This window comes from Streptomyces sp. NPDC126510, assembly GCF_040302345.1.
GTDB lineage: Bacteria > Actinomycetota > Actinomycetes > Streptomycetales > Streptomycetaceae > Streptomyces.
This window is the reverse complement of the sequence record NZ_JBEORR010000043.1, coordinates 29391-42524: the sequence shown is the minus strand read 5'-3', so window position 1 is coordinate 42524 and position 13134 is coordinate 29391. Positions and strand designations below refer to the sequence as shown.

Here is a 13134-nt window from a genome sequence, read left to right as displayed (position 1 = left end):
GTCTGACCTGGCACGACAACGAAAACGGGGGAGGCGGTAAAGGGCCGCCGAAATTTCGGTCGCGGCAGACGGAAGTGCCGAGTCATCATGACGACGTGGTTCACGGACGTGATGGTTGGGCAGGTTTTGCCGCACCGCGCGGGCCGTGACGCGGTCCGCAAGGGCCACCGACGAGAGGCAGAGGAAGATGGTCTACAGCAAGCAGGAAACGGCGGGCACTCCGACGTGTTGTCACGCGGCCAGGTAGTACACGTCCCCGGTTGCGTCGACGCTTGATGTGAGGCTGTTTCCCATGTTCGATCCGGTCATAGCGCCCAGCGGTACGCTGCTCGGCCTGCTCCAGCGGGGCCGCGGCGACGGCACGCTGCACGCGCTCACCGCCCCGCGCCCCGAGGCGCTGGCGGCGTTGAACCACTGTGTGCTGCGCGATCCCCGCCACGACTGGCAGGTGGAGAACCGCTCCCTCTACTACGCCCGCCTCTACCTCGACCTGAACGGCGAGCTGGACGAGGTCGAGGCCCATCTCTTCGGCGCCGAGGACGTCCTCGACAGCGACGAGTCACGCACCGGCCTCGCCCTGGCCGTCCTCGGGCACCTCGCCTCCTACGGCAGGCGGGACGCGCTCGAACTGCTGCGCAGGTACGCCGCCCACGGCTCCAACTGGGCCTGGGCCCTCGACGAGCTGGCCCTCAGGGACGACGACGCGGGCCTGCGCGCCCTCGCCGCTCCCGTCCTCGCCCGGTTCCCGGCCGACCCGGAGGGCGATGCCGAGCTGGCCGCCACCGTGCGGGACGCCTTCGAGCCCCGGCCCTGGCGGCTGTGGGCCGAGGACCCGCGCGCATCCGTCGCCACCCGCGTGCGCGCCGCTCACGAGACGGGCTGTTTCGACCGCTGGCAGCGGCAGATGCGCCCTTCCGGCCCCCGCCCGGGCTGGAGCGTGCAGGCCGTCTTCGAATGGGCCCAGCAGGGCATCGACCGGGGAGCCGCCCTTTATGTGCCTGCCGCCCGCTGCCTCAGCGCCGTGGCCGGGCCCGAGGACCGGGCCGAGATCGTCCGGGCGGCCGAGGACGGCACCGACGGGGCCCGGTGCACGGCCCTCAGGTACCTCGCCGACGGCAACGATCCCGAGGCCCTCGATCTGATCGAGCGCGCTGTGGCCACCGGCTCGACGCTCGTCGTGGACGCGGCCGTCGACGCCTTCGAACGGATGCGCTCCCTGGCCGCCGTGGACCGGGCGCGGGGCTGGGCCCGGCGCCCGGACGCGCTGGGCGCCGCCGCCGGGCGGGTCCTCGCCTGCCGGGGCGGGGTCCAGGACCGGGACCTGGTCCTCGCGGCGCTGCGCGAGGCCGTCCGGGGCGAAGGACCCGACGCGCCGACCCTGCTCACCCTCGTGGACGGCACCGGACGCCTCGGCATCGCCTGTGCCGCCCCCGTGCTGCGCCACGTCTACCGCGAGACGGCCTCCTCCCATCTGCGCGGCCGGGCCGCCCGCGCCCTCGCCGTCACCGACCCCTCCTTCGCCACCGGCTTCGCCGTCGAATGCCTGTGGGACTGCGAGGAGACCACCCGGGAGATCGCCGCGCGGCACGCCGAGACCGGAGACACCCGCGTCGTCGAGCGACTGCGCCGGCTCGCCTCCGACCCGGCCGAGGAGGCCGAGGTGCAGACGGCCGTACGCAGCAGGATCGGTCCCGAGGAGACCGCGGTGTAACGGCTGGACGCCCCCTCCTCGACGGGACGCCGGAGCGGATTCCCGCCTCGAAGGTGAACGGGGGACGACCCTAGGGCCAGGAGGGCATGGACGCCGCCCGACCTGTGCGGGTGCACCTCGGAACGCTCATGGGACGTTCCCCGCCCGGAAAGATCCACGTTGACGCGGCCACGTCCGGCACGGCGACAACACCGGTATGCGTGTCGTCATCGTGACCGAATCCTTTCCCCCCGACGTGAACGGCGTGGCCCACTGCGCGCTCCAGACCGCCCGGCACCTCGTCGATCGCGGTCACGCCCCCGTCGTCGTGGCCCCGGCCCCCGCACCGGGGAACAAGCCCGACGCCTCCGCGCCGTGCCCCGTCGTCCACGTCCCCTCGCTCCCGCTCCCCGGCTACCCGCAGGTCCGCGTCGCCCTCCCGAGCCGCCGCCTGGCCGCCACCCTCGTCGAGCACCGTGCCGATGTGGTCCACCTCGCCAGCCCCTTCGTCCTCGGCGTGCGGGGCATGGCCGCCGCCGCGCGCCTCGGCGTCCCCGCCGTCGCCGTCTACCAGACCGACCTGGCCGGCTATGCCCGGACGTACATGGGCGCCGGGGAAGCCGCCGCCTGGCGGCGCATCCGTGCCGTGCACGGCGCCGCCGACCTCACCCTCGCGCCGTCCGGCGCGGCCCTGCACGACCTGGAGACCCACGGGGTGCCGCGGGTCCGGTTGTGGCCGCGCGGGGTGGACACCGAGCGGTTCCGGCCCGACCGGCGCGACGACGCCCTGCGCCGCGCACTCGCCCCGAACGGCGAGCTGATCGTCGGCTACGTCGGCAGGCTCGCCCCCGAGAAGCAGGTCGAGCTCCTCGCCGGCGCCTGCGGCCTGAAGGGCGTCCGGGTCGTGATCGTCGGCGAGGGCCCCAGCCGGCCCGGCCTGGAACAGGCGCTGCCCGGCGCCGTCTTCCTCGGCCGGCGCACCGGTGACGACCTCGCCCGGATCTTCGCCTCGTTCGACGTCTTCGCGCACACGGGCCCCTTCGAGACCTTCTGCCAGACGGTCCAGGAGGCCATGGCCAGCGGCCTGCCCGTCGTGGCACCCGCCGCGGGAGGCCCGCTCGACCTGGTCGCGCACGGGCGCACCGGGCTGCTGGTGCCGCCGCACGACGCGGCCGCCGTCCGCGACGCGGTGCGGTCCCTGGCCGCCGACGCCGGGCTGCGGGCCGCCTACGGCACGGCGGGCCGCGCCACCGTCGAGGGCCGTACCTGGGCGACCGTGGGCGACCAGCTCATCGGGCACTACGCGCAGGTGCTCGCCGGACGCCGGACGGCGGTGGCGGCATGAGCGGCTCCCGTCCCGGCGGCGGCTCCCGTCCCGCGAGCGGCGACCGCCGGTCGCTGCGGATCGTTCGGCTCGCCAACTTCGTCGCCCCCTCGTCCGGCGGGCTGCGCACCGCGCTGCGCGAACTCGGCAAGGGCTTCAAAGCGGCGGGGCACGACCCCGTCCTCGTGGTCCCCGGTGAGCGGACGAGCGACCGCGAGACAGAGCAGGGGAGGGTGATCACCCTCCCCGGGCCGCTGCTGCCCGGCACCGGCGGATACCGCGTCCTCACCGACCGGCGGCGAGTGGCCCGGCTTCTGGAGGAGCTCGCGCCGGACCGGCTGGAGGTGTCCGACCGGACGACCCTGCGGTGGACCGGCAGGTGGGCGCGGCGTGCCCGGATCCCGGCCGTGATGGTCTCCCACGAGTCGGCCGACGGGGTGCTGCGGACCTGGGGCCTGCCCGAGGGGGCCGCCCGGCGTGCCGCCGACGCCCTCAACGTCCGCACGGCGCACACCTACGCGCGCGTCGTGTGCACCACCGAGTTCGCCGAGCGGGAGTTCGTGCGGATCGGGGCCCGCAACGTCGTCCGGGCACCGCTCGGCGTCGACCTGGTGCAGCGGCACCCGGCGCTGCGCGACCCGGAGGTACGGGCCCGGCACGCGCGCGAGGACGAGACGCTGCTCGTGATGTGCTCGCGGCTGTCCGTGGAGAAGCGGCCCGGCACCGCGCTGGACGCCCTGCGGACGCTGCGGCGGCGCGGGCGCCCGGCGGTGCTGGTGGTGGCCGGGGACGGCCCGCTGCGCACCCGGCTCGAACAGCGGGCGCGCGAGAGCGGCCTGCCGGTCACCTTCCTCGGGCACGTCTCCGACCGCCGGCTCCTCGGCACCCTCCAGGCATCCGCCGACGTGGTGCTGGCACCGGGGCCCGCCGAGACCTTCGGGCTCGCCGCGCTGGAGGCCCTGGCCTGCGGCACGCCCGTGGTGGCGAGCGCCTCGTCCGCGCTGTCGGAGGTGATCGGTTCCGCCGGAGCCGTCGCCGCCGACCACGGGGAGGCCTTCGCGGACGCGGTGGACCTGCTGCTGGAACGCCTGGAGGCGGACCGGCGCGAGGCGGCACGCGCGCGTGCGGAGTGCTTCGGGTGGGACGCGGCGGTCGACGCGTTCCTCGCCGCGCACGACGCGGCCGTCCCGCCGCGTCCCGCCCGGCCGTTCGCGCCCCGGGGCGTGGCATGAGACCCCCGCGGCGCGAGGGGCCCTCGGTTTTCGTCGCCCTCGGGGACTCGCTCACCGAGGGCGTGGGGGATCCCGTCGGTGACGGGGAGTGGCGCGGTTGGGCCGCGCTGCTCGCGGACGGGCTCGCCGGAGAGCGGGCCGGGTTCGCGGGGGAGCGGGCCGGGTTCACCAACCTCGCGGTGAGCGGGGCACAGACCCGGGACGTACTGGAGCGGCAGTTGCCCGCCGCGCTGGAGCTGCGGCCCGACCTGGTGTCCGTCGTCGTCGGCGTCAACGACACCCTGCGCTGCACCTTCGACATCGGGGCCGTGGCCGCGCGGCTTGACCGGGTGTACGCGGCCTGCAGCGAGCAGGGCGCGGTCCTGCTCACCGCCTGCCTGCCCGACCCGGGCACCATGCTCGGCCTGCCCGGGGCTCTCGCCCACCCGCTGACCCGGCGGCAACGGGCCGTGAACGCGGTGGTGCACGCCCTGTCCGAGCGGTACGGGGCGCTGCACCTGCACGCGTGCGAGGGCGACTGGATCACCGACCGTGCCCTGTGGAGCGCGGACCGGCTGCACCCTGGCGAGCGCGGACACCGGCAATTCGCCCTGCGCTTCCACACGTTGCTCGCCGAGCGAGGTCTCGCGACCGGGCCCGCACCCTCGGCCGAGCCCGAGTTCCCCGCCCCGACCAGGTCGGCGAGCCTGTGGTGGCTGGCCACGGCCGGCACCGGCTGGGTGGCCCGTCGGTGCACCGACCTGCTGCCCCAGCTCCTTTCCCTGGCCGCCGACGAACTCCGGCACCGCGCCCGGGGCACGAGCGCCCGGCTCGACCTGCGGGCCTCGGCCGCGGTGTCCGCCGCACTGGCGGGCCTGTCGGCGGCCCCGGCCGGTGGGCAGTGACCGTTCGATCCCTTCAGCGGCGGCGTACGGCCACGAAGCGGACCGGCGTGCCGGGAACCGCCTGGGCGGCGGCCGGGAGGTCGGCCGTGCGGACCACGGCGATCACCGGGTAGCCCCCGGTGGTCGGGTGGTCGGCCAGGAACACCACCGGTCTGCCGTCCGGCGGCACCTGCACGGCGCCCAGCACCATGCCCTCGCTGGGCAGTTCGCCGGGCCTGGCCCGCTCCAGGGCGGGTCCCTCCGTGCGCAGCCCGATGCGGTTGCTCGCGGACGACACCCTGAACGCGCGGGAGACGAAGGTACGGACGGCCTGTGGCGTGAACCAGCCGTCGCGCGGGCCGAGCGTCACGCGCAGTACCAGCTCGGCCGGAGGAGCCGGCTGCGGGACGACGTCCACGCAGGCGTGCACGCCCACCGGCCGGCCCAGGGGCAGCACCGTCCCGTCCGCGAGCGGAGGCGGGCCGAGCCCCGACAGCAGGTCCGTCGACCGGCTGCCCAGCACCGGCTCGACCGAGATGCCCCCGGCGAACCCCACGTACGCGCGCACACCCGACACCGCGGGCCCGACGTCCAGCAGCGCCCCCGCGGGCACCCGCACCGGCGCACCCCAGGCCACGGGCCGGCCCTCCACCGTGACCCGGCAGGGCGCGCCCGCGACCGCCACGGTGACGGTCGAACGGGGGCGTACGGAACAGCCGTTGAGGGTCGTCTCCAGCACGGCCGTCCCCGGCGGATTGCCGACGAGCCGATTGACGAGGTCCGCGGCGGGCCGGTCCAGCGCCCCCGAGCGGGGAACGCCGAGATGGGCATGGCCGGGCCGGCCCGCATCCTGCACCGTGGTGAGGGCGCCGGCCCGGACGACGGCGAGCGCACGGTCCGTCATGCCCCCGCCTCGGGGGTGAAGGGGACGAACCGCACGCGCGTGCCCGGCGACAGCAGCGCGGCCGGTACCCGCGCGTGGTCCCACAGGACGATGTCCGTCGTGCCGATCAGTTGCCAGCCGCCCGGCGACGAGCGCGGGTACACGCCGGTGTACGGGCCCGCCAGCGCGACCGACCCCGCCGGGACGGCCGTGCGCGGAGTGGCCCGGCGTGGGACGTCGTAGCGGGACGGCAGTCCGGTGAGGTAGCCGAACCCGGGTGCGAAGCCACAGAAAGCGACCCGGAACTCCGTCTCCGCGTGGATGCGGGCGACCTCGCTCTCCGGAACGCCCCAGTGCGCGGCGACGTCGCCGAGGTCCGGCCCGTCGTAGCGCACCGGGATCTCGACGACCGCACGCGCGCGTGGGGGAGCGGACGGCAGCTCCGCGGCGGTCAGTTCGGCGGCCAGCCGGGTGGGGGCGTCGAGGCCGTCGACGAGGACCGTGCGGGCCGCGGGCACGATCTCGCGGGCCGAGAGCGTTCCCTCCGCACGGCGCCGCAGCAGCTCCGCGTGCAGGGACTGGGCCTCGTCGTCCGACGAGACTTCGACGAGCAGGGCGTCCTCGCCGACGGGCAGCACGTTCATGCGAAGGCCTCCACCCGGACCCCCGAGGCCTCCAGCCGCTCGCGCACCCGGCGGGCCAGCTCGACCGCGCCCGGGGTGTCGCCGTGCAGGCACAGCGAACGCGCGCGCACCTCGATGCGCGTCCCCGAGTGGGAGACGACCTCGCCGGAACGGGCCAGGCCGAGGGAGCGTTCCACGACGGCGTCCGGGTCGGTGACCACGGCGCCCTCCAGGGTGCGCGGTACCAGGGTGCCCGCGTCGGTGTAGGCCCGGTCCGCGAACGCCTCGGTGACGACCGGCAGTCCGGCCTTCCCGGCGAGCGTCAGCAGGCGCGAGCCGGGCAGTCCGAGCACGGGCAGCGCGGCGTCCGCGAGGAGCACGCCGTCGACGACAGCGGCGGCCTGCTCCTCGTCCTGCACGACCCGGTTGTAGAGCGCGCCGTGCGGTTTGACGTAGGCCACGCGAGCGCCCGCAGCCTGTGCGAATACCTGCAACGCGCCGATCTGGTAAGCGACTTCGGCCGCCAGCTCGGCGGGCGGCACGTCCATCGCGCGCCGCCCGAACCCGGCCAGGTCCCGGTAGGACACCTGGGCGCCGATCCGGACCCCGCGCTCGGCCGCCAGCTCGCACACCCGGCGCATCGTGACCGCGTCCCCGGCGTGGAAGCCGCACGCCACGTTGGCGCTGGTGACGACGGACAGCAGCCGTTCGTCGTCGGTGAGCCGCCAGCGGCCGAAGCCCTCGCCGAGGTCGGCGTTCAGGTCGATCGAGGTCATGTGCCGTGTCTCCTGTCAGGCCACGCGGTACTGCTCGTCGCGGGCGTCGGTGAGGAACATCTGCCCCGGGGCATGCGTGAGGGCGAACGGCGGCCGCGAGGCCGTCACGGCCGCCTGCGGGGTCACTCCGCACGCCCAGAACACCGGGATGTCGTCCGGCTCGGTGTCCACCGGATCCCCGAAGTCGGGGCGGCGGAGGTCGGCGATGCCGAGCCCGGAGGGATCGCCGCAGTGCACGGGGCTGCCGTGCACCGCGGGCATGAGGCTGCTCTCCCGGATCGCCGCCGCCAGCTGCCGGGGCGGCACCGGCCGCATGGACACCACCAGCGGCCCGTGCAACCGCCCCGCCGGACGGCACTGGCGGCTCGTCACGTACATGGGGACGTTGCGGCCCTGCTCGACGTGGCGGATCGGCACGCCGGCCTCTCCCAGCGCCCACTCGAAGGTGAAGCTGCACCCGATGAGGAACGTCACCAGGTCGTCCCGCCAGTACGCGCGCACGTCCGTCGGTTCGTCCACCAGCTCGCCGTCCCGCCACACCCGGTAGCGCGGCAGGTCGGTGCGCAGGTCCGCGCCGTCGGCCAGCACGGTGCTCCAGGAGCCGGCGTCCGTGACGTCGAGCACCGGGCAGGGCTTGGGGTTGCGCTGGCAGAACAGCAGCATGTCGTAGGCCCAGTCGGCCGGCACCGAGATCAGGTTGACCTGGGTGTGGCCGGCCGCGACGCCTGCCGTGGGCCCCGTGAGGCCTTCCCGGAAGCGGGCCCGGGCCGTCGCGGGGCTCCACGCGCGCGCGTGCTCGTCCACGAGGAGCAGGGGGCGGTCCTCGGTGCCGGTGCGGTTCACGCGAGCTCCTTCCCGCGCGTCTCGGGCAGCCCGAGCAGCGCCAGCGCCGCGATGCCGTAGCCGATCGCGCCGAAGACCAGCGCGCCGCCGACGCCCCAGCTGTCGGCCAGGAACCCGACCATGGTGGGGAACACGGCACCCACCGCGCGGCCGGTGTTGTACGTGAATCCCTGCCCCGTCCCGCGCACCGCCGTCGGGTACAGCTCGCTCAGGTAGGAGCCGAAGCCGCTGAAGATCGCCGACATGCAGAACCCGAGCGGGAAACCGAGCACCAGGAGCAGGGTGTTGGCGCCGCTCGGGATGTTCGCGTACGCCAGGATGCACAGCGCCGACAGCAGGGCGAAGAGCCAGATGTTGCGCCGCCGGCCCAGCTTGTCGGTGAGGTAGCCACCGGTCAGATAGCCGATGAAGGCGCCCGAGATGAGGAACGTCAGATAGCCGCCGGTGCCGACGACCGACAGGTCGCGCTCGGACTTCAGATACGTCGGCACCCAGGTGGCCAGCGTGTAGTAGCCGCCCTGGACCCCGGTCGAGAGCAGTCCCGCGAAGAGGGTGATCCGCAGCAGGCCGGGCTTGAAGATCGCCGTGAAGGAGCCCTTCTCGGCGCTCTGTTCACGCGCCGCGGCGGCCTCGGGGGCGTCGTGCACACTGCGCCGCAGCCAGATGACGAGCAGCGCGGGCAGCGCGCCGGTCCAGAACATGATGCGCCAGGCCAGGTCGTCGCCGGCCACCGAGAAGACCAGGGTGTACACGATCACGGCGAGGCCCCAGCCCACGGCCCAGGAGCTCTGGATCGCGCCGAGCGTGCGCCCTCGATTCTTGGCGCTCGCGTACTCGGCGACCAGGATCGCGCCGACGGCCCACTCGCCGCCGAATCCGAGGCCCTGGAGCGCGCGGAAGACCAGCAGCGTCTCGTAGTTGGGCGCGAAACCGCAGGCCACGGTGAACACCGCGTACGTGATCACCGTGAGCATCAGCGCCTTCACCCGGCCGACGCGGTCCGCGAGCACGCCCGCCAGGGCGCCGCCGACCGCGGAGACCACCAGCGTGACCGTGGTGAAGAGCCCCGTCTGGCCGCTGTTCAGGCCGAAGTAGGCGGACAGCGCGACCATGCTGAGCGGCAGCGTGAAGTAGTCGTACGAGTCCAGGGCATAGCCGCCGAAGGCACCGGCGAAGGCGCGGCGGCCGCGCGGGCCCAGGGCGCGCAGCCAGCCGAACGCCCCGTCGTCCGAGGCGCGTTCGGTCGTCGAGGGGCGTGCTTCGTCGGTCAGGGCCTGCGGTGGAGGGGTCGAGCTCATGGGCACCTCGCAGAGGGAGGACGGAGGGTGCTTCGGGGTGAGCCGTGCCGTACGGAGGCGGTCGGCGCCGCGATGGGGGAGCGGCGGGGAAAGCGGCCCCGTCGCCGCGACGCTGTGCGTAGCACCGTAGAGGATTGTTCAACGATCCTTCAATACCCGTGTTGGTTCGTTCTTGCGATCTGCGATTGAATTCCGGCATGGCAGAGCAGCTGAAGGACCTCGCCGACGACCGGGCCCTCCTGGGGCGCACCAGCACCGCGGAACGGGTCTCGGACATCCTCAGGAGCCGGATCGCCGAGGGGTACTTCCCGCCGGGCACCCGTCTGTCGGAGGACAGCATCGGCGGTGCGCTCGGCGTCTCCCGCAACACCCTGCGCGAGGCGTTCCGGCTGCTCACGCACGAGCGGCTGCTCGTCCACGAGCTGAACCGCGGGGTCTTCGTCCGGGTCCTGACCGTGGAGGACGTCGAGGACATCTACCGCACCCGGCGGCTCGTCGAGTGCGCCGTCGTCCGGGGCCTCGGTGAGCCGCCGTACGCCCTGGACGGGCTCGCCGGGGCGGTCGCGGAGGGACGGGCGGCGGCCGGGGAAGGTGACTGGAAAGGAGTGGGTACGGCCAACATCCACTTCCACCGGGAACTGGTCGCCCTCGCCGCGAGCGAGCGCACCGCCGAGCTGATGCGGAGCGTCTTCGCCGAACTGCGGCTGGCGTTCCACGTGGTGGACGAGCCGCAGCGGCTGCACGAGCCCTATATTGCGCGAAATGTCGCAATTCTTGAGGCTCTTCAGGCCGGGGACCGCAAGAAGGCCGAGACCCTGCTCGCGGGATACCTCGACGACTCGCTGGACCGCGTGGTCGAGGTGTACCGGCGGCGGGTCGGCGAGGAGGGCTGAGGACCGCGGTTCCTGGGGTGTACCGGCGGCGGGTCGGCGAGGAGGGCTGAGGACCGCGGTTCCTGGGGTGTACCGGCGGCGGGTCGGCGAAGACGGCCGAGGGCCGCGGTTCCTGGGGTGTACCGGCGGCGGGTCGGCGAAGACGGCCGAGGGCCGCGGATCCAGGGGTGTACCGGGCGGCGGGTCGGCGCTGAGGGGCGCGGCCCCAAGGGCGTACCGCGTCGTTTGGGTGGTTGTCAGACCCAGGACCTAGTCTGTGCACCGTGACTTCGCCTGCATCGACGGACAGCGTTCCGCCCCAGCTCAGCGCGGGGCCGCGCCCCGCCCCGGGGCCGGCCGCCGACGAGGGCCTGGCGCGGCGCCTGCGCGCGCTCGCCTGCACCGCGCCGCTGCACGACCTGGACGCGCGCAAGGCCAACCTGGCCGGCGAGTACTCGGTGTACGGCATGGCGGAGGTCGCCCTCGCGGCCATCGACCTGGTCACCCTGAACATGGACTTCGACACGGGCGCGGACCACGACCAGATCGTCGCCCGCCTCATCCCGCGCATCGCCGCCCAGGCCGCACAGCGCCCCGCCGCCGAGCACGAGCGGGTGGCCCGCTGGGTCCTGGAGAACCTGATCAACGTCGGCAGCGTCGACCGCGGATTCCGCGCCGTGTACGGCACGTTCGGCGCGGACGGCACCTATGTGCGCCGCGACTACGACTTCAAGCTGATCGAAGAGGTCCCCGGCCCCGGCGGCACGGTCTACCTCCGCACGACGGACGAGGCGGTCAACGTCCTCGTCGGCGCCCTCGACACGGACGTCACCAGTGCGCAGATCGCCGCCGAGGTCAAGCTGGAGATCCTGATCAGCCGCGGCCGGCTCGCCGACGCCCAGCTCGCAGCCGAACAGGCCCGCTACCGGACCGTGCAGTACTCCGAGACCCTGCGCCGCGCCCTGGACGCGACCCGGCGCAACGTGCGCGCGGTGGACTGGCTCTCCGCCGTGCCCGACATGATCGCCGAGGCCCTGGAGCACGTCGCCGACCGCTACCGCCACGAGAACGCGATCCTCACCAACATCCGCAAGGCCCGTGACGAGTCCGAGGACCCCGAACACAAGCGCCGCACCGCCGAGCTCGTCGACATCGTCAAGGACTGCATCCGCCGGCACACCCAGCTCCAGTCCCGGCTGCTGGAGGCCGGGCCGCTGTTCCGCGCCGAACAGGACCGGCAGGCCTTCGCCACACCCCTGACGACCTCGGGCACAGACCTCTACGGGCACCTCTTCTCGCCCGTGCTGCCGCTCCCGCTGGAGCAGGCCGTCCGCGTCACCGACGCTTTCTTCGGCCGCGGCACCGGGCTGCGCACGCCCGTGTCCGTCCGGGTCGGGGACCTGGTCGACATACTGCTGACGCCGCCGGTGGAGCGCGAGCACCTGGGTGCCGAGATGCCCGAGCCCGACCTGATCGCCACGCCGGACGACAGCCGGTTCAGCGAGGAACAGCTGGCGGCGGCGCAGGAGCTGCTCGACCTGCCCGCGGACGCGCCGCGCCGGCTGTCGGGGCTGCTGGCCGAGGCCCGGCGGCAGGACCCCGAGCTGCCGTACCTGGTGGCCCTGCTGGCGGTGCACGCCGCCAGCCCGCCGGTCGGCACGGCCTACCGCCAGGGTGAGCAGAAGCTGCTGTTCGCCGTGGACGACGGAACCGAGCTGGACGATCCGGAGTTCGGCGGCGCGGATCTGATCGTCGGCACCGCGCTGCTGGACGCGGCGGGGATGGCGGCGGACCGGACGGAAGCAGCATGAGTCAGTACGAGTGGCACAAGGAGTCCCGACCGTGAGCGAGCATGTCGAGTGGAGCGAGCCGGACGGACCGGCCCCCGCGGCCGGAGCCGCCGTCACTCCCGCCGACGCCGCAGACGCGGCTCGGCTCGTGTCGTTCGGGCTGCAGCCCAAGCTGCAGCCCGCCCGCGACCAGGAGTACGCGGACCTGCTGCGGCGCTACCGCGAGGACCCGCCCTTCGCGCGGCTCGCGGACGCCGTGGCGACCGGGCTGGGGCTGATCGTGCTGGAGGTGTCCCCGCGCGCGGGCATGGCCGTCACCGCCGCGGAGGACTCGGTGTTCGCCGTGCGCATGGGCGACTACGCGCGTCGTACGTCCGCCGACGGCGGTGACCGGTTCCTGCACGGGCTCGCCCACCTCGCCGTCGCCGCCATGGCGTACCCGCGCCCCGAGGACCTCGCCGACGACGGCTACATCGGCCGGATTACGGTCAACGGCGTCGACGCCTTCGTCCGCCAGGCCTGCCGCCGGCTGGAGGAGCGCGCCGAGGAGCAGGGCGAGAACACCGACCCGGCGACCGACGCGCCCGGCCTGGAGGCCGCCTGGCGGATCTGGGTACGGCGCAGCGCGACCGGCGCCACCAAGGACGCCCGCCGCCTGGCCGGTTCCACCACCGGCATCGTCGCCAAGGCCGCCGCGTTCCTCACCGAATCCGGCTTCCTGCAGCGCACCGGCGACGACCACGGCGGCACGTACCGCACGACCGCCCGCTACCAGCTCCAGGTCCGCGACCTGGCCGGCAGCGCTGCCCTGGCCGAGCTGCTGGACCTGGGTGTCGTCCCGGTCACCGACGGCACGCCGACGCTGCTGCCCGCCGAGGAGAGCGACGACCTGGAGCTGGTCGCCGACGCCGGGCTGCCGTTCCACTCCTCCTGAACTCCC

At 74.4% G+C, this 13134-nt stretch carries 12 protein-coding genes; 7 read left to right on the top strand and 5 right to left on the bottom strand.

The annotated features are described in order from the left end of the window. Positions 1–292: 292 nt before the first annotated feature. The 4 genes from ABTX60_RS38325 (at position 293) to ABTX60_RS38310 (ending at position 5130) form a co-directional block, all read left to right on the top strand. On the top strand, positions 293–1711 hold the full coding sequence (locus ABTX60_RS38325; protein WP_352101555.1) for a HEAT repeat domain-containing protein: 1419 nt from the start codon (positions 293–295) through the stop codon (positions 1709–1711). Between the two features lie 196 nt (positions 1712–1907). After that, complete coding sequence (locus ABTX60_RS38320) at positions 1908–3035, top strand: glycosyltransferase family 4 protein (protein ID WP_352101554.1); 1128 nt, start codon at positions 1908–1910, stop codon at positions 3033–3035. Continuing rightward, on the top strand, positions 3032–4246 hold the full coding sequence (locus ABTX60_RS38315) for a glycosyltransferase (protein WP_352101553.1): 1215 nt from the start codon (positions 3032–3034) through the stop codon (positions 4244–4246). Before ABTX60_RS38320 ends, ABTX60_RS38315 begins: the two co-directional genes overlap by 4 nt. Further along, a complete protein-coding gene (locus ABTX60_RS38310; protein ID WP_352101552.1) occupies positions 4243–5130 on the top strand; it encodes an SGNH/GDSL hydrolase family protein in 888 nt (295 codons plus the stop codon). Before ABTX60_RS38315 ends, ABTX60_RS38310 begins: the two co-directional genes overlap by 4 nt. 13 nt (positions 5131–5143) lie before the next feature. Here ABTX60_RS38310 and ABTX60_RS38305 read toward each other — a convergent pair whose 3' ends face one another. From ABTX60_RS38305 to ABTX60_RS38285, 5 genes are read right to left on the bottom strand one after another with little or no spacing between them, the layout of a single operon-like run. Next, on the bottom strand, positions 5144–6013 hold the full coding sequence (locus tag ABTX60_RS38305; protein WP_352101551.1) for a 5-oxoprolinase subunit C family protein: 870 nt from the start codon (positions 6011–6013) through the stop codon (positions 5144–5146). Continuing rightward, positions 6010–6636, bottom strand: a complete 627-nt coding sequence (gene pxpB / locus ABTX60_RS38300; protein ID WP_352101550.1) for a 5-oxoprolinase subunit PxpB — start codon at positions 6634–6636, stop codon at positions 6010–6012. Before pxpB ends, ABTX60_RS38305 begins: the two co-directional genes overlap by 4 nt. Then, a complete protein-coding gene (locus ABTX60_RS38295) occupies positions 6633–7391 on the bottom strand; it encodes a LamB/YcsF family protein (RefSeq protein WP_352101549.1) in 759 nt (252 codons plus the stop codon). Before ABTX60_RS38295 ends, pxpB begins: the two co-directional genes overlap by 4 nt. 15 nt (positions 7392–7406) lie before the next feature. Continuing rightward, positions 7407–8234, bottom strand: coding sequence for a putative hydro-lyase (locus tag ABTX60_RS38290; RefSeq protein WP_352101548.1), 828 nt, complete (start codon positions 8232–8234; stop codon positions 7407–7409). Next, entirely contained in the window at positions 8231–9532 is a 1302-nt protein-coding gene (locus tag ABTX60_RS38285; protein ID WP_352101547.1) for an MFS transporter, read from the bottom strand. The genes ABTX60_RS38290 and ABTX60_RS38285 overlap by 4 nt, the downstream gene beginning before the upstream one ends. Before the next feature lie 197 nt (positions 9533–9729). On the opposite strand from ABTX60_RS38285, the gene ABTX60_RS38280 reads away from it, so the two are divergent. The 3 genes from ABTX60_RS38280 to ABTX60_RS38270 all read left to right on the top strand — a co-directional run bounded on the left by ABTX60_RS38280 (position 9730) and on the right by ABTX60_RS38270 (position 13128). Then, complete coding sequence (locus ABTX60_RS38280) at positions 9730–10425, top strand: GntR family transcriptional regulator (RefSeq protein WP_352101546.1); 696 nt, start codon at positions 9730–9732, stop codon at positions 10423–10425. 263 nt (positions 10426–10688) lie between these two features. Then, entirely contained in the window at positions 10689–12215 is a 1527-nt protein-coding gene (locus ABTX60_RS38275; protein ID WP_352101545.1) for a hypothetical protein, read from the top strand. Between the two features lie 31 nt (positions 12216–12246). Further along, positions 12247–13128, top strand: coding sequence for a hypothetical protein (locus tag ABTX60_RS38270; RefSeq protein ID WP_352101544.1), 882 nt, complete (start codon positions 12247–12249; stop codon positions 13126–13128). The last annotated feature ends 6 nt before the right edge of the window (positions 13129–13134 follow it).

Bases quoted from the DNA above. Each gene is read 5' to 3' on its own strand.
- ABTX60_RS38325 (WP_352101555.1), top strand. From the start codon at position 293: ATGTTCGATCCGGTCATAGCGCCCAGCGGTACGCTGCTCGGCCTGCTC.
- ABTX60_RS38320 (WP_352101554.1), top strand. From the start codon at position 1,908: ATGCGTGTCGTCATCGTGACCGAATCCTTTCCCCCCGACGTGAACGGC.
- ABTX60_RS38315 (WP_352101553.1), top strand. From the start codon at position 3,032: ATGAGCGGCTCCCGTCCCGGCGGCGGCTCCCGTCCCGCGAGCGGCGAC.
- ABTX60_RS38310 (WP_352101552.1), top strand. From the start codon at position 4,243: ATGAGACCCCCGCGGCGCGAGGGGCCCTCGGTTTTCGTCGCCCTCGGG.
- ABTX60_RS38305 (WP_352101551.1), bottom strand. From the start codon at position 6,013: ATGACGGACCGTGCGCTCGCCGTCGTCCGGGCCGGCGCCCTCACCACG.
- pxpB (WP_352101550.1), bottom strand. From the start codon at position 6,636: ATGAACGTGCTGCCCGTCGGCGAGGACGCCCTGCTCGTCGAAGTCTCG.
- ABTX60_RS38295 (WP_352101549.1), bottom strand. From the start codon at position 7,391: ATGACCTCGATCGACCTGAACGCCGACCTCGGCGAGGGCTTCGGCCGC.
- ABTX60_RS38285 (WP_352101547.1), bottom strand. From the start codon at position 9,532: ATGAGCTCGACCCCTCCACCGCAGGCCCTGACCGACGAAGCACGCCCC.
- ABTX60_RS38280 (WP_352101546.1), top strand. From the start codon at position 9,730: ATGGCAGAGCAGCTGAAGGACCTCGCCGACGACCGGGCCCTCCTGGGG.